Below are 15,529 nucleotides of genomic sequence, written 5' to 3'. Positions count from 1 at the left end.
ACGGCCATCCATACGCACTATGCTCGGCCCAGGTAAAGACGGCGAGGCATGCCATGCGACGACGCTTCTCCCCCCTCCCCCTGCTCGTGCTGCTGGCCGGCCTCACCCTGCTGACCGCCTGCAGCCGCCTCGACCTCGCCTACCGCAACCTCGACTGGCTGCTGACCTGGCGCATCGACAGCTACCTCGACCTCAACTCGGAACAGAAGGCCTGGCTCAAACCGCGCCTGAACCAGCACCTGGCCTGGCACTGCAGCACTCAGCTGCCGCAGCTGGCCAGCTGGCTGGACCAGGATCGCGCCAATCTGGCAGCCGGCCAGCTGGACGCGCCACACCTCAAGGCACGTTTCCTCGACCTGCGCGACGCGCTCGGCGAGGTCTCCGCTGAGATCAGTCCGACCGCCGCCGGCCTGCTGCAACAGCTCAGCCCGCTGCAGGTCCAGCAGCTGCGTCAGTCGATGGCCAAGGAGAACGAGAAGCTGCGGCGGGAGTTCGTCGAGCCGCCTCTTGCCGAACAGATCAGCAAGCGCAGCGAAACCACCGAGGAACGCCTGGAACCCTGGTTCGGCATACTGGACGCACAGCAGAAGGCCCTAGTGCGCAGTTGGGCTGAACAGCGCGGCGAGCAGAACCGTCTGTGGCTGGACAGCCGCGAACGCTGGCAGGCGGCACTCCTTCAGGAGCTGGATGCGCGGCGCAGCGCTGACTTTCCCCAGCGCATCGAGGCACTGCTGCGTGAACGACAGGACTACTGGAGCGAGGACTATCGACGTTCATTCACGGACGGCGAACGCAGCCTGGCGGAGCTTCTCGACCAGCTCATCGCCACCTCCAGCCCTGCCCAGCGCCAACAACTCAGCGAACGTCTTGACGCACTGCGCGAGGATATCGCCAAGCTGACCTGCACTAGCCCTGCAGCGGAGGCAGTTGCCAGTCGATCGGAGTGAGTCCGCACTGCTCCAGATACTTGTTGGCCCGACTGAAATGGCCGTTGCCGAGGAAGCCGCGATAGGCCGACAGCGGCGACGGGTGTGCAGACTTCAGCACCAGGTGGCGGGTGGTATCGATCAGCTTCTGCTTGCTCTGCGCGTGTGCCCCCCAAAGCAGGAACACTAAGTTACCCGGTCGCGCATTGACCGCCTCGATCACCCTGTCGGTGAATGGCTGCCAGCCCTTGTCGGCATGCGAGCCAGCGCTGGCCTGCTGCACGGTCAGCGAGGTGTTGAGCAGCAACACGCCCTGCTCCGCCCAGCTCTGCAGGTAGCCGTGATCAGGGATGTCGATGTTCAGGTCGCGCTTCAACTCCTTGAAGATGTTCTGCAGCGAGGGCGGCGCCGGCACACCCGGCTGCACCGAGAAGCACAGGCCGTGAGCCTGGCCGGGGCCGTGGTACGGGTCCTGGCCGATGATCACCACCTTGACCTGGTCCAGCGGCGTGGAATTGAGCGCGTTGAAGATCATCGGTCCCGGCGGGTAGATCACTTTGCCTGCAGCCTTCTCGGCACGCAGGAAATCCCCCAGGGCCAGCATGTAGGGCTTGTCGAACTCCTCACGCAGGACTTCCTTCCAGCCCGGTTCGAGTTTGATGCGGTCGTCGGCGCTCATGCGGCTTTCCTGCTGTAAAACGAAAACGGCACGCTAGGGAAGGCACTGGGTCAAGTCAAGGCTGATGCCGCGCCATCACGCCGCTGGATGCACGTGGCTCACCGGCGAAATCCGTCCAAGACTGCAGGCTCCAATACCCGTGAGGAGCATTGAGCCATGAGCACCACAGGAACCGAAACCGGCATCAGCCGCGAGCGACTGGAGCAGGCGCTGCAACACTCCACCTTCGCCCAGTTGCTGGGCGCCGAACTGCTCGACTTCGAGCCGGGCAGGGTCAGCCTGCAGGTCGCCAGCCGTCCCGACCTGTGCCAGCACCACGGCTATATGCACGGCGCGGTGGTCGGCTTCATGGTCGATAGCGGGTGCGCCTGGGCCGCAGCCTCGATGGTAGGCGACGTGGTCACCAGCGAGTACAAGCTCAACCTGCTCGCGCCGGCCATCGGCGAGCGGCTGGTGTGTCGTAGCGAGGTGCTCAAGGCCGGTCAGCGCCAGGCGGTCTGCCGAGCGGACGTGTTCGCCGTGAAGGACGGAGCGGAGAAGCTGGTTGCCACGGGGCTGGCCACCATCTCCCGGGTATGAGCATGCAGTCCGTCCGATCACCTTGGCGTGGCACGGATGCCCACTAGGCTTGTGGATGGGAAAACGGACGGAGATAACCGAATGGACGCCCATCCAGATGGCCTTAAATTCTCGCTCTATTTCAACTTCCTCAAGGGCAACGCCAAGGTGCCGCAGATGCCCGAGACATCGCTGCGCCTGCGCGAGCTGCTAGCCTCCGAGCACGCCTCGCTGGAGCAGGTGACACGCCTGCTCCACAGTAACCCGCCACTGGCCGCCTACCTGCTGCAGTTTGCCGAGAGCCCATTGCTGCGCGGCAGCAGACCGGGCATTAACCTGCAGGAAGTGATATCGCGACTGGGTCTGAAGCACCTGAACAACCTGGTGCTGACCTTCACCATTCACCACATGCTTTCGCAGACCGACCCGGTTCTGCTCAAGGTATTTCGCACCCGCTGGAACGCCTCGCTGCTGTGCGCGTCATACTGCGCCTGCCTGTCCCAGCAACTGACCCGCCTGCCGCTGGAAGACGCGATGCTCGCCGGCCTGGTTCAGGACATCGGCAGCCTGCCGGTGATAGATGAGGTGGAGAACTGGTCCGGCAAGGTGCCGACGGAAGTGGAGCTGATGGCACTGTGCGACGAGCTGTCGGCAAACGTTGGGGTGATAGTGCTGACCAGCTGGAACCTACCGCAGCCGTTCATCGAATGCGCCCGACTACGCGGGCAATGGGAGCGTGAACATGCGGTCCCCGCCGACCTGATCGATGTGGTTCAGGTTGCCCGTTGCCTCGCCGCAGGAGCCGACAGCGACCTGGTCCGACTGCCGGCCTGGCAGCAACTGGTGGGTCAACGCACAGGCGAATTCACTCCCGCTCAACTGCGCGGCACCATCGACGAACCCGTCCGTTTCTGGTTCAAGCTGCTCGGCGGCAAGGGCGCCTGAGAACCTGTTCAACGACTCGCGCACCAAAAAACAAGGCCTTGGCGGCCCCACAAAAAGCAGCTGGGGAAGCTAAATATCGAGCGGTAGTAACATCAACGCAGTTTTTCCGGCACGCAGCAGCCTTGAACGGGCGCTCAGCTCTACGCCGCCTCTGGCGACTGGTGCTCACGGCAAATCAGCTGCGCATCCGGTGGTGCCAGCGCCTCCTGCGTCAAGCCGCAGAACGGCTGGCCATCGCGCTGCTGATGGAAGCGGCAGGTATGGCACAGGCCGAAGCTCGGCACCTGCTCGCCCTGCTGGATCTGCCGCAGCAGCATGCCCAACAGCCGCTCCAGCTCATCCGCCTGCCCACCCATGCGCGCCAGCGCCTGACCGAGGAACTCCGGCGGCACCACTGCCGCCACCAGCTCGCGGGCCGGCGCGGTCAGCTCCAGGTGCACGCTGCGCCGGTCGCGCGGGTCCTGGCTCTTCTCGATCAGGCCCTTGGCCTCCAGCGCCTTGAGCGACTGCGACACCGTGCCCTTGGTCAGCCCCAGGTACTCGGTCACCGCCAGCGGCGTGTTCGAGTAGCGGTTGCAGCGCGCCAGGTAGATCAATGCGCTGACCTGGATCGGCTGCAGCTCCGCCAGCAGCGGGTGCTGACGGTTCCACATGCGCATCAGGCTGGTCAGCCGCTCGAGCAGATCGAAGAAGGTTGTGCCGGTCATATATCACTCCTGTCGAAACATAGTATCGATTAAAAACCATATTGACAAAGAGTGGAACGAGAGTAGCCTTCACATCAGTATCGAATCGATACCAAATTAATCTGAAGGAGACTCGAAATGACCAACGCACGCTTCTACCACGCCGGCTGCCCCGTTTGCGTCTCGGCTGAACAGACCCTGCTCAACCTGCTGGACCCACAAGTGAAGGTCGAGGTCGTCCACCTCGGCGATCAGAAACAGCGCGTCGCCGAGGCCGAGCAGGCAGGCGTCAAATCGGTGCCCGCACTGGTGGTCGATGGCCAGGTGCTGCACCTGAACTTCGGCGCCTCCATCGACGACCTGAAATAAGGAGCCAGCCATGAAAGCCCCCTTCGCTCTCGCGCTCACCGCGCTCCTCGCCAGTCAGGCCTGGGCCCATGGCCCGGGCGGCATCCACAGCGAGAAGACCGCCAAGGTCGACGCCGCCTTCGACCTGGTACACACCCGCGTGTTCAAGGACGGCAGCGACTTGGTGTTCGAGCAACTGGTCGACGGCAAGGCCGGTAGCCGCGTGCCCACCGCCAAGGGCAGCTTCGCCGCCGCCGAGGTGTACAGCTACGTCTGGCCGACCAGCCTGGACGCCGGCAGCGTCGGCTTCGAACAGGGCTCGGGCATCCTAGCCCTGGCGCTGACCTCGCACCCGGACTTCGACGACACCCCGCAGCTCGACGAGAACGGCGACGGCAAGCAGGACAACGACGGTGGCCTGTGGCACTCGCACTGGGTGGTGCTGACCAAGGATACGAGCTGCGGCCCGTCCGGCCTCAAGGTGCGCGACATCCCCGAGGGCGCCAAACCCAAGCTGCCAGCCACCTGGCCCGGTGCGCCGATCTACATCGACTCGCCCGGCTATGACCTGAGCGTGCAGGACGATGCCGCGCGCATTCGCGTGCCGCTGGCCGCCGTCGGCTTCCCGCAGAGCTTCAACTACGACGGCGTGACCGCCGCCCTGCAGGTCAACGCTGACCTGCACAATCCGCTGCTGTGCGTTTCCAGCGTGTGGGACGTGGCTTCCGGCGACCTGTCGCTGCCGGCCACCTGGAAAGAGGAGAAGTGACATGAACGTGAAAGTGTTCGACACCCATGTGCGCACGGTCGACGGTGGTTACCTACACTTCGACGTGCTCATCGAAGGCAACGACCAGGCGCTCGCCACCCGCTACGCCCGCGAATGGCTCGCCAGCCGCGGCGTGGAGGATGCGGACGTATCGCAGAGCCGCTGCCAGTTCTGCCACAGCGAGCCGGCCCACCCCGAGGTGGCCGCGGCCATCGCCCAGCAGGGCTACTTCATCATCCCGCTACAGGGTTGCTAAGGAGACAAGGTCATGAACGCGTATCAGCCCCTGAACTGCGATCTGCACGACTTTCTGGAGATCGCTTGCATGCACGGCTACCGCCTGCAGGTTGAACTGGTCGAGGGTCCGAGCTTCGTGGCCAGGGCGCTGGATACGCGCACGGCCCCGAGCAAGGAGGAATTCCTCGTGCTGCAGACCGACGAAGGCAAGCAGGAGGTGCGTCTCGACCAACTGCTGGCCATCACCCCGCTCGACCCCGGCGCCAGTTTCGGCCGGGTGGAGCTGGCGGGGATGATCTGCTCGATCTGACCCCTCGCGAAAACCATGCAGCTTGCGGTACGGGCCACAGGCTGCATGAGCCGGGGGTATTTGCTAGCATCGCGCTCCCTCCCCCATTCTGCCGTGCACCATGTCGCTGTCCGTCAATGCCGTGCGCTTCGCTTTGCTCACTCGTTTCCTCAAGGGACAAGCCAAGGTCCCTCAGATGCCGGAAGCCGCGTTACGCATCCGCCGCCTGCTGGAAGACCCACGCACCTCGCTGGAGCAGCTCGCGAGAGTGATCAACAGCGATCCGCCATTGGCTGCCTACCTCATGCAGTTCGCCGAAAGCCCGCTACTGCGCGGCGGACGACCATGCGTATCGATGCGCGATCTGCTCGCCCGCCTCGGAACCCGCCAGCTGAACGATCTGGTACTGGGATTCTCTCTGCGCCATCTCTTCTCCAGCCCGGAGAGTGCGCTGCAGAAAGCCTTCACCCTGCGCTGGCGGCGTGCCCGCGAGCGAGCGGCGTATTGCGCGGCACTGGCGCAGCGCAGTGGCCTGATGCTCGACGAGGCAATGCTGGCAGGTCTCCTGCAGGACATCGGCAGCCTTCCGCTGCTGGCCGAAATCGAGCACTGGCCCGACTTTCCGCGGGAAGTCGCGACGCTGGACGAATTGTGCGAAGAGTTGTCCGGCGACATAGGCGCGCTGGTGCTGACACGCTGGCAGCTCCCCACGGCGATAATTGATTGCGCACGCCAGCGGGGCAAATGGCAACGCGAACACTCCGGGTCCGCCGACCTGGCAGACCTGGTGCTGGTCGCCAGTGCCTTGCAGGCAGCGGAGAGTGATCTCCCGGAAATACTCCCGGCTCAGTTGCAACTGGGGCTGGACATGCCACTCACGGCACTTCGTGACGAGCTGCGCCAGGAACTGCAGCTGTGGCTGCGGCTTCTCGCCTGATCACCCCTGGTGCAACGCCCGGTAGTGACTGGGCGCCATGCCCACCACCTTGCGGAACAGTCGCGAGAAATAATAGGGATCGTCATAGCCCAGCTGCTCGGCGATCTGCCGTACATCCAGCGTTCCCTGGTCGAGCAGGCGGCAGGCCTGGGCCATCTTCAGCTGGATGAAGTCCTGAATCGGTGCGTGGCCGGTCAGCGAGCGGTAGGTCTTGGCGAAGTGGAAGCGCGACAGCTTGAACTGCGCTGCCAGGTCATCAAGCTGGAGGCTGCCGTGCAGGTGGCTACGCATCACGGCCCGTACCGCCTCCACATCCAGAACTCGACCTGACTTCAGTGTCGCCCGCGCCGGCAGCACGGCCAGGGAGCTGAGCAGCGCCTGCAGCTGGTGCGCGGCGTGGATGAAGTGTGCCGGATTCAGACCCTGGCGGTGCACACCGAGCAGCGCCTCGAAGTCCGCCAGCAGGCGGGGCTGCACACCGATGCGGCGTACACCGGGCTTGCCCAACAGGCGCAGGAAGTCATCGCACAGACCGCCGTCGAAATGCACCCAGTGAATGGTCCAGGGTCTCGCCGGGTCGGCGCCATAGGTATGCGGGCGCCCCTTGGGCAACAGCAGCAGATCGCCGCCGCCAACTTCCAATCGTCCATCCCCTGTATCCAGCCATCCGCGTCCGGCACGGCAGTAGATCAGCAGGTGATCGTCAGGCTGGGGACGCTGCATGCGGTGTCCAGCGGCGTCCGGATAGAAGCCCAAGGCCAGCGGATAGCAACCGGACGAGAGTGGATGGCGGGCCAGCACGCGGCGCAGTCTCGGCGGCACGATAAAGCGCAGACCATTGGCCGGCAGCGGCCAGTTGGAGGTTTCGACCGAGGCGCTCATGGCACTCTCTTTCTTGTTTGAATACCAAGATCGTCCATCCCTTGAGCAAGATCGTCAATCCACAGCCGCGCCCCGGGCGGCTATAAAAGCCCCACAAGAACAATTCAGGAGGCCCACGATGCCCCAGGTGATCCCGCAGCTGATCGACGGCCAATGGCAAGCCAGCCACGCCCGCGAACTGATCGAAGTGACCGACCCGGCCACCCAGGAAGTCCTGGCCCTGGCGCCCAAGGCCACCCATGAGGAGATCGAGGCGGCCATCACCGGCGCCAAGAAGGCCTTCCTCGGCTGGCGCGAGGTACCGGTGCCGGAACGCGCGCGACTGATGCTGCGCTACCAGCACCTGCTCAAGGAGCACCACGACGAGCTGGCCGAGATTCTTGCCGCCGAGACCGGCAAGACCTTCGCCGACGCCAAGGGCGACGTCTGGCGTGGCATCGAGGTGGCCGAGCATGCGGCCAACATCTGCAGCCTGATGATGGGCGAGACGGTGGAGAACGTCGCCCGCGAGATCGACACCGCCAGCTGGATCCAGCCACTCGGCGTGTGCGTCGGCATCACCCCGTTCAACTTCCCGGCAATGATCCCTCTGTGGATGTTCCCGTTGGCCATCGCCTGCGGCAACACCTTCATCCTCAAGCCCTCCGAGCAGGACCCACTGACGCCCAATCGCCTGGCCGAGCTGTTCGTCGAGGCCGGCGCACCGGCAGGCGTGCTGCAGGTGCTGCACGGCGGCCGCGAGGTGGTCGACGCCCTGCTCACCCACGAGGACATCCGCGCCATCTCCTTCGTCGGCTCGGTGCCGGTGGGCCAGCATATCTACCGCACCGGTACCCAGCACCTGAAGCGCGTGCAGGCCTTCGCCGGCGCCAAGAACCATATGGTGATCATGCCCGACGCGCCGAAGGACCAGGTGCTCAGCAACCTGCTCGGCGCCAGCTGCGGCGCCGCTGGGCAGCGCTGCATGGCGATCAGCGTGGCGGTGTTCGTCGGCGAGTCGAAGCAGTGGATCGACGAACTGGCCGCACAGATGGCCGAGCTCAAGCCAGGCCACTGGAAGGACCCGAGCTCCGCCTATGGCCCGCTGATCAGCCAGCAGGCCAAGCAGCGCGTGCAGAAGCTGATTGCCGAGGGCAAGGCGGAAGGCGCCGAGTGCCTGCTCGACGGCTCGCAGTGCGAGGTGGCCGGCTACCCCAACGGCAACTGGCTGGGCCCGACCCTGTTCCGCGGCGTGACCACCCGCATGAGCCTGTACCGCGAGGAGATCTTCGGCCCGGTGCTGGTGTGCATGGAGGTCGACACCCTGGAGCAGGCCATCGAGCTGGTCAACGCCAGCCCCTACGGCAACGGCACCAGCATCTTCACCCGCTCCGGCGGCGCCGCTCGCCACTATCAACATGCAGTGGAGGTCGGCCAGGTAGGCATCAATGTGCCGATCCCGGTGCCGCTGCCGTTCTTCTCCTTCACCGGCTGGAAGGGTTCGTTCTATGGCGACCTGCACGCCTATGGCAAGCAGGCGGTGCGCTTCTACACCGAGACCAAGACCGTCACCAGTCGCTGGTTCGACGATGCGGCCGTGACGGGCGGAACCCCGGTCGGCCCCAACATGACGATACAACTCAAGTAAGCGTTGACGTACCGCAACACGGTGCCACTACGACGAAAAGACAATGCCTCCGCGTTCGCCAGAGCTGCACAGTCAGCCCTGGCACAACAAGAACAAGGAGCCGACACCATGAAACGACTGACTGCCTGCCTGGCCCTCTGGGCCGGAATCACCGCCGCCGTACAGGCTGCCGAGCCGATTACCCTCGGCCTCAGCTACCCACGTACCGGCAGCTACAAGGAAGAAGGACTGGCACAGATGCGCGGAGCCCTGCTGGCCATCGACGAACTGAACGCCAAGGGCGGTGTACTGGGCCGACAGTTGCGGCTGTCCAGCCTGGACGACGCCTCTCGCCCCGAAAAGGCGGCGCGCAACGTCGACAAGCTGGCCGGCGAAGGTGCTTCCATGCTCTTCGGCGGCGCCTCCAGCGCGGCGGCCATCGCCGCGGGCAAGCGCGCCCAGGAGAAGGGTCTGCTGTATTTCGGCACCCTCACCTACTCCAACGACACCACGGGCAAGGACGGCCACCGCTACCTCTTCCGCGAGTGCAACAACGCCTGGATGAGCGCCCGCGTGCTCGGCCAGTACCTGGCCAAGAATCTGCCGAACAAGCGCTACTTCTATGTCACTGCCGATTACACCTGGGGCAACACTACCGAGAGCTCGCTGCGCGAGACCACCGGCACCCAGGATAGTGCGCGCAACCCGGGTCTCAAGGTGCCCTTCCCCGGCGCCCGTATCGCCGACTACCAGAACGCTCTGACCCAGGCCGCCCAGAGCAGCCCAGATGTGCTGGTCCTGGTGCTCTTCGGCGAGGATCTGGTACGTGCCATGCGCGTGGCCGAAGACCTGGGGCTGACCCGCAAGGTGCAGATCGTCGCCCCGAACCTGACCCAGGGCATCGTCGAACAGGCCGGCCCAGGGCTGATGGAAGGCGTGCTCGGCACCGAGCCCTGGACCTGGCGCGTACCAGAGCTGGAAGGCTCCCAGGCTGGCCAGGACTTCGTGCGCAACTTCACCGAGCGCTACGAGGTCTACCCCTCCAGCGCCGCCGCGTCGGCCTACAGCATCGTCCAGCAGTGGGCCGACGCCGCCGGCCGTGCCAAGAGCCTGGACAGCGAGGCGCTGATCAAGGCACTGGAGGGGCATCGCTACAGCCTGCTCAAAGGCCCCCAGCAATGGCGCGCCTTCGACCACCAGAACGTGCAGACGGTGTACGCGGTGCGGGTCAAGACACGCGCTGAAGTGATGTCCTCGCCGCTGCACCAGGATTACTTCGAGATCGTCCACCGTCTGGACGGAGAACAGGCCGCCCCCAGCCTCGCCGAATGGCAGGCCGAACGGCGTGCCGCCGGCCAGCCCGTTACCCTACAGTGAGAACCTATGGACCTTGAGCTGAGCGAAGAACAACGTCTGCTGGTCGACAGCGCCCGCGCCTTTGCCGCGCGGGAACTGTTTCCCCACGCGGCCGACTGGGACCGCGAACACCACTTCCCGGTCGACGTCATCCGCCGCGCTGCCGAACAGGGCTACCTGGCCCTGTACATCCGCGAGGAGGATGGCGGGCTGGGCTTGTCGCGACTGACCAGCTCGCTGATCTTCGAACAGCTCTCCGCTGGCTGTGTGGCCACCACGGCCTACCTCACCATCCACAACATGGCGTCCTGGATGGTTGCCTCGTTCGCCGACCAGGCGCTGAAGGACGCCTGGCTGCCCAGACTGACCAGCGGCGAACTGCTGGCCTCCTATTGCCTGACCGAGCCCGATGCCGGCTCCGACGCCGCCCACCTGCGCACCCGTGCCCGGCGAGACGGCGACGAATACGTGCTGGACGGCAGCAAGTGCTTCATCTCCGGGGCAGGCAGTACCGATGTATTGATCGTCATGGCGCGCACCGGCGAGGACGGCGCCAAGGGCATCTCCTGCTTCCTGGTACCAGGCGATGCAGTCGGCGTGAAATACGGGCGCAACGAGGAGAAGATGGGCTGGAAGGCGCAACCGACCCGCACCATCACCTTCGAAGGAGTACGCATCCCGGCCGGCAACCGCATCGGTCCCGAGGGACAGGGGTTCACCTATGCCATGAAGGGCCTGGACGGCGGGCGCATCAACATCGCCAGTTGCTCGCTCGGCGTGGCCCAGGCGGCGCTGGAGCAGAGCCTGCGCTACGTGGAGGAACGCAAGCAGTTCGGCAAGGCACTGGCCGAGTTCCAGGCCCTGCAGTTCAAGTTGGCCGATATGCTCACGGACCTGACCGCCAGCCGGCAAATGGTGCGCCTGGCGGCCCACCGGCTGGACACTGGCCACGGTGAGGCCAGCCTGTATTGCGCGATGGCCAAACGTTTCGCCACCGACCACTGCTTCACTGTGTGCAACGAGGCTCTGCAGCTGCACGGCGGCTATGGCTACCTCAACGACTATCCACTGGAGCGCTGGGTGCGCGACAGCCGTGTGCACCAGATTCTGGAGGGTACCAACGAGATCATGCGGGTGATCATCGCCCGTCGCCTGCTGGACCAGGGCGGCATGCTGGATCGCCTGCTGTAGCTTCTGCTGGGAGTCCTCTCTCCTGCAGGGAGAGGGTTGGGGTGAGGGCCGGTATCGATCCAGAGCCTCTCACCCTACGCGGGCCGCCCCGCCCTCTCCCACGGGAAAGGGGAACACTATTACGAGGACCGTTATGACCACCGCCATCGAAGCCTACAACCCCGGCATGTTCGATCTGACCCACAAGCTCACCGTGGAGAAGCACGGCCACACCGCCCTGATCACCATCAACCACCCGCCGGCCAACACCTGGGACCGCGACTCGCTGATCGGCCTCAAGCAGATCGTCGAGCACCTCAACCGCGACGACGACATCTACGCCCTGGTGGTGACCGGCCAGGGCAGCAAGTTCTTCAGCGCCGGCGCCGACCTCAACCTGTTCGCCGACGGCGACAAGGCCCGCGCCCGCGAGATGGCACGACGCTTCGGCGAAGCCTTCGAGACCCTGCGCGACTTCCGTGGCGTGTCCATTGCCGCGATCAACGGCTACGCCATGGGTGGCGGTCTGGAATGCGCCCTGGCCTGCGACATCCGCATCGCCGAACGTCAGGCGCAGATGGCCCTGCCGGAAGCCACCGTCGGCCTGCTGCCCTGCGCTGGCGGCACGCAGAACCTACCCTGGCTGATCGGCGAAGGCTGGGCCAAGCGCATGATCCTCTGCGGCGAACGCATCGACGCCGAGACCGCCCTGCGCATTGGCCTGATCGAGCAGGTGGTGGACAGCGGCGAAGCCCGTGGCACCGCCCTGCTGCTGGCAGCCAAGGTGGCGCGGCAGAGCCCGGTGGCGGTGCGCACCATCAAGCCGCTGATCCAGGGCGCCCGTGAGCGCGGCCCGAACAGCTGGCTCTCCGAGGAGCGCGAGCGCTTCGTCGACCTGTTCGATGCCGACGACACCCGCGAAGGCGTCAACGCCTTCCTCGAGAAACGCGACGCCCAGTGGCGCAACAAGTGACTTCCACCATGAACATGCATTTCGAAGAACGTCCCGCCCTGCATGGCTACCGCATCGGCATCGCCAGCCTGGACGCGGAGAAGAGCCTCAACGCCCTGACCCTGCCAATGATCGAGGCGCTGGATGCCAAGCTACGGCAGTGGGCCGAGGACGAGCACATCGCCTGCGTGCTGCTGCGCGGCAACGGACCCAAGGCCTTCTGCGCCGGCGGTGACGTGGTGCAGCTGGTACAGCAGTGCCGCGAGCATCCCGGTGAGGTGCCGCCGCTGGCGCGGCGCTTCTTCGCCGATGAATACCGCCTCGACCACCGCATCCACACCTACCCGAAACCGCTGCTGTGCTGGGCCCACGGCCACGTGCTGGGCGGCGGCATGGGCCTGATGCAGGGCGCAGCCATCCGCATCGTCACCCCGAGCAGTCGCCTGGGCATGCCGGAGATCAATATCGGTCTGTACCCGGATGTCGGCGGCAGCTGGTTCCTCGCCCGCCTGCCGGGCAAGCTCGGCCTGTTCCTTGGCCTCACCGCCGCCAGCATCAACGCCCGCGACGCCTTGGACCTGGACCTGGCCGACCGCTTCCTGCGTGACGATCAGCAGGACACGCTGATCGAGGGCCTGGTGCAGATGAACTGGCAACACCAGGCGCCGGAGCAGCTCAACAGCCTGCTGCGCGCTCTGGAGCACGAGGCCCGCCCGGACCTGCCACCGGCGCAGTGGCTGCCACGCCGCGAGCGCATCGACGCCCTGCTCGACCTGGCCGACCTGCCCGCCGCCTGGCACGCCCTCACCGCCCTGCACGGCGACGACGATCTGCCGCTGGCGCGCGCCGCCAAGACCCTGGCCGCCGGCTGCCCGCTGACTGCGCACCTGGTCTGGGAACAGATTCGCCGCGCCCGTCACCAATCGCTGGCCGAGGTGTTCCGCATGGAATACGCCATGAGCCTGAACTGCTGCCGCCACCCGGAATTCCCCGAGGGCGTGCGCGCCCGCCTGATCGACAAGGACCAGGCGCCGAAGTGGCACTGGCCCGACCCGGCGAGCATTCCACCGGCGGTGGTCGAGGCGCACTTCGCTCCGGTCTGGGAAGGCGACCACCCGCTGGCGGACCTCTAACCATCACCCTGAGGAGAACAACAACAATGACTCAGATCGCCTTTATCGGCCTCGGCCACATGGGCCTACCCATGGCCCGCAACCTGCTCAAGGCCGGGTTCGCCGTGACCGCTTTCGACCTGGTCGCCGAGGCTCTCGCCGCCTTCGCCGAGGACGGTGGCAAGACCGCCGCCAGCGCTGCCGAGGCGGTCAAGGGCGCGAGTGTGGTGGTCAGCATGCTGCCGGCCAGCCGCCATGTGGAAGGCCTGTACCTGGGTGACGGCGGCCTGCTGCAGCAGATTGCTCCCGGCAGCCTGGTGCTGGAATGCTCGACCATCGCCCCGGACTCGGCGCGCAAGGTTCACGCTGCCGCAGCGGCCAAGGGCATCGCCCTGCTCGACGCGCCGGTCTCTGGCGGCACCGCTGGCGCCGCAGCCGGCACCCTGACCTTTATGGTCGGCGGCAAGGCCGAGGACTTGGAGAAAGCCCGGCCGATCCTCGCCACCATGGGCAAGAACATCTTCCACGCCGGCCCCGATGGCGCCGGCCAGGTAGCCAAGGTGTGCAACAACCAACTGCTCGCCGTACACATGATCGGCACCGCCGAGGCCATGGCCCTGGGCGTGGCCAGCGGTCTCGATCCGGCGGTACTGGCCGAAATCATGCGGCAGAGTTCGGGCGGCAACTGGAGCCTGGAGAAGTACAATCCCTGGCCAGGGGTGATGGAGAATGCACCGGCGTCCAAAGGCTACTCGGGCGGCTTTATGGCCGAGCTGATGACCAAGGACCTTGGTCTGGCCCAGGAGGCCGCCCAGGCCACTGGCAGCAGTACGCCGATGGGCGCGCTGGCCTTGCAGATCTACCGCATGCTGCTCAAGCAGGGCGACGGCAAGCTGGACTTCTCCGCCGTGCAGAAGCTGTTCGTCGAATGAGTGATTTGGAGCGTGGCGGCCAACCCGCCACGCTCCATGCGCCTCAACGCAGACGGACGATCTGCCCCTGCTGTGGCGGCAGGCGGCCATGCACCAGGCCGGAGATGATCTCCGCTGCCGCCTCATAACCCTCGCTGCGCACCACCTCGACCAGCTGCGTGCCGCTGGCCTCGACCCGCCGATAGAACTTCACCATGCCCTCGCCGACATAGCGCGAGACGCCGCCCGAACCCCAGTCGACATTGCGTTTGCGCATCTGGATCGGCGCGAAGAACATCTTCGGCTCCGGCCCGCTGGCGGCCTTGTACTCGGCCTCCTCGGTGTTCTGCGCCGAGCCGGCCACGCAGCTGTAGGCCAGCTGGTCGGCGAAGTGTGCATGCACGCGGTCGCGCAGGGCCAGGTCGCTGGAGAAGTCGACGTAGACGGTCGGCACGCTGGCATCGAGCGACTCCAGGTTCTGGTAAGCCAGGGCGCTGTCATAGCAGCCGAGCTGCTCGACGAAGGCAATGTTGCCGCGCGAGGTCAGGCCGATGCATTCGATGTCGTACTCCTCCAGGCAGAACAGCGTGCAGTAGGCAGTCTTGCTCGACGCGCTGGAGAACAGCAGGCGCTGGGCGCCGAAGAAATCGTTGTCGAGCAGGAAGTCGGCGAGCATCGCCGAGGTCAGGTACAGCGGCTTGAGCAGCGCCTGCAGGTCCTCGTGTTCGGGGCTGTAGTAAGGATCGGCCGCGCACAGCGCGTACTGGTTGTAGGGCGTCGGCAGTTCGGCGCGATGCGCATCCAGCGCGCGGAAGCCACGTGGCGAGGCCTCGGCCTTGACCCGCGTGTAGCTGGCGATCGGGTAATAGCCGTAGTAGCGCGCGCCAACCTCGATGTCCTCGACCGCCGAGGCCACCACATCGGCGAAGCCCCATACCGGCATGTGTCCCCACTCGGCCGTGCCGGTCGGGTAGAAGTCCCAGTAGCGCATCGAGTCGCCGAAGGCGGCGTAGGTGATGTTGTTGGTGGTCAGGGCGAAATGATCGGGCCTGAGGACGATCTCGCCGGGCGCCACGCTCAGGTCGAAGTCGAAGCTGTCGATACGGCTCTGGTCGAGCGCGCCCTTGCGGGTGAGCAGGCGCGTGGCCTTGACGAGTTGGGTCATT

At 65.7% G+C, this 15,529-nt stretch carries 18 protein-coding genes; 14 read left to right on the top strand and 4 right to left on the bottom strand.

Going from position 1 to position 15,529, the window contains the following annotated elements; translation table 11 throughout:
* Positions 1-53 precede the first annotated feature (53 nt).
* On the top strand, positions 54-947 hold the full coding sequence (locus IB234_RS08570; protein ID WP_192316505.1) for a DUF6279 family lipoprotein: 894 nt from the start codon (positions 54-56) through the stop codon (positions 945-947).
* Here IB234_RS08570 and ung read toward each other — a convergent pair.
* A complete protein-coding gene (gene ung, locus IB234_RS08565) occupies positions 907-1,605 on the bottom strand; it encodes a uracil-DNA glycosylase (RefSeq protein ID WP_192316504.1) in 699 nt (232 codons plus the stop codon). The two genes, IB234_RS08570 and ung, sit on opposite strands and share 41 nt — an antisense overlap.
* 156 nt (positions 1,606-1,761) lie before the next feature.
* Between ung and IB234_RS08560 the strand changes: the two genes are divergently transcribed.
* Both IB234_RS08560 and IB234_RS08555 read left to right on the top strand, forming a co-directional pair.
* Positions 1,762-2,184, top strand: coding sequence for a PaaI family thioesterase (locus IB234_RS08560; RefSeq protein WP_192316502.1), 423 nt, complete (start codon positions 1,762-1,764; stop codon positions 2,182-2,184).
* Positions 2,185-2,265: 81 nt separating this feature from the next.
* Positions 2,266-3,108: an HDOD domain-containing protein gene (locus IB234_RS08555; RefSeq protein ID WP_192316500.1), complete on the top strand. Its 843-nt coding sequence runs from the start codon at positions 2,266-2,268 to the stop codon at positions 3,106-3,108.
* 140 nt (positions 3,109-3,248) lie between these two features.
* On the opposite strand, the gene IB234_RS08550 is transcribed toward IB234_RS08555, so the two are convergent.
* Entirely contained in the window at positions 3,249-3,815 is a 567-nt protein-coding gene (locus IB234_RS08550) for a MarR family winged helix-turn-helix transcriptional regulator (protein ID WP_192316498.1), read from the bottom strand.
* Positions 3,816-3,932: 117 nt separating this feature from the next.
* On the opposite strand from IB234_RS08550, the gene IB234_RS08545 reads away from it, so the two are divergent.
* The 5 genes from IB234_RS08545 to IB234_RS08525 all read left to right on the top strand — a co-directional run bounded on the left by IB234_RS08545 (position 3,933) and on the right by IB234_RS08525 (position 6,374).
* Positions 3,933-4,163, top strand: a complete 231-nt coding sequence (locus IB234_RS08545; RefSeq protein WP_192316496.1) for a thioredoxin family protein — start codon at positions 3,933-3,935, stop codon at positions 4,161-4,163.
* Between the two features lie 10 nt (positions 4,164-4,173).
* Positions 4,174-4,911 carry a hypothetical protein gene (locus tag IB234_RS08540; RefSeq protein ID WP_192316494.1) on the top strand — a complete coding sequence of 246 codons (738 nt, stop codon included), beginning with the start codon at positions 4,174-4,176 and terminating at the stop codon, positions 4,909-4,911.
* A 1-nt stretch (position 4,912) separates the two neighbouring features.
* Positions 4,913-5,167 carry a DUF2024 family protein gene (locus IB234_RS08535; protein WP_192316493.1) on the top strand — a complete coding sequence of 85 codons (255 nt, stop codon included), beginning with the start codon at positions 4,913-4,915 and terminating at the stop codon, positions 5,165-5,167.
* Between the two features lie 12 nt (positions 5,168-5,179).
* Entirely contained in the window at positions 5,180-5,458 is a 279-nt protein-coding gene (locus IB234_RS08530) for a Rho-binding antiterminator (RefSeq protein WP_192316492.1), read from the top strand.
* 100 nt (positions 5,459-5,558) lie between these two features.
* Positions 5,559-6,374, top strand: a complete 816-nt coding sequence (locus IB234_RS08525; protein ID WP_192316491.1) for an HDOD domain-containing protein — start codon at positions 5,559-5,561, stop codon at positions 6,372-6,374.
* Here IB234_RS08525 and IB234_RS08520 read toward each other — a convergent pair whose 3' ends face one another.
* The gene (locus tag IB234_RS08520; protein WP_192316490.1) at positions 6,375-7,256 is read right to left on the bottom strand and encodes an AraC family transcriptional regulator; all 882 of its coding nucleotides are present in this window, start codon (positions 7,254-7,256) and stop codon (positions 6,375-6,377) included.
* Between the two features lie 118 nt (positions 7,257-7,374).
* Here IB234_RS08520 and IB234_RS08515 point away from each other — a divergent pair, with 118 nt between their 5' ends.
* The 6 genes from IB234_RS08515 (at position 7,375) to mmsB (ending at position 14,384) form a co-directional block, all read left to right on the top strand.
* The gene (locus IB234_RS08515) at positions 7,375-8,883 is read left to right on the top strand and encodes a CoA-acylating methylmalonate-semialdehyde dehydrogenase (RefSeq protein ID WP_192316489.1); all 1,509 of its coding nucleotides are present in this window, start codon (positions 7,375-7,377) and stop codon (positions 8,881-8,883) included.
* 108 nt (positions 8,884-8,991) lie between these two features.
* Positions 8,992-10,239 (top strand): ABC transporter substrate-binding protein, encoded by a 1,248-nt coding sequence (locus IB234_RS08510; RefSeq protein ID WP_192316488.1) that lies wholly within the window; start codon positions 8,992-8,994, stop codon positions 10,237-10,239.
* 6 nt (positions 10,240-10,245) lie between these two features.
* Positions 10,246-11,409 carry an isobutyryl-CoA dehydrogenase gene (locus tag IB234_RS08505; RefSeq protein ID WP_192316487.1) on the top strand — a complete coding sequence of 388 codons (1,164 nt, stop codon included), beginning with the start codon at positions 10,246-10,248 and terminating at the stop codon, positions 11,407-11,409.
* A 133-nt stretch (positions 11,410-11,542) separates the two neighbouring features.
* The gene (locus IB234_RS08500) at positions 11,543-12,361 is read left to right on the top strand and encodes an enoyl-CoA hydratase (RefSeq protein WP_192316486.1); all 819 of its coding nucleotides are present in this window, start codon (positions 11,543-11,545) and stop codon (positions 12,359-12,361) included.
* Between the two features lie 8 nt (positions 12,362-12,369).
* Positions 12,370-13,473, top strand: coding sequence for an enoyl-CoA hydratase/isomerase family protein (locus IB234_RS08495; RefSeq protein WP_192316485.1), 1,104 nt, complete (start codon positions 12,370-12,372; stop codon positions 13,471-13,473).
* 26 nt (positions 13,474-13,499) lie between these two features.
* Positions 13,500-14,384 carry a 3-hydroxyisobutyrate dehydrogenase gene (gene mmsB / locus IB234_RS08490; protein ID WP_192316484.1) on the top strand — a complete coding sequence of 295 codons (885 nt, stop codon included), beginning with the start codon at positions 13,500-13,502 and terminating at the stop codon, positions 14,382-14,384.
* A gap of 43 nt (positions 14,385-14,427) precedes the next feature.
* On the opposite strand, the gene IB234_RS08485 is transcribed toward mmsB, so the two are convergent.
* Entirely contained in the window at positions 14,428-15,528 is a 1,101-nt protein-coding gene (locus tag IB234_RS08485) for a DUF2855 family protein (protein ID WP_192316483.1), read from the bottom strand.
* Position 15,529: the final 1 nt, after the last annotated feature.

The organism is Pseudomonas sp. PDM16, from assembly GCF_014851865.1.
Taxonomy (GTDB): Bacteria; Pseudomonadota; Gammaproteobacteria; order Pseudomonadales; family Pseudomonadaceae; genus Aquipseudomonas.
This window is presented reverse-complemented; position numbering and strand designations above follow the sequence as displayed.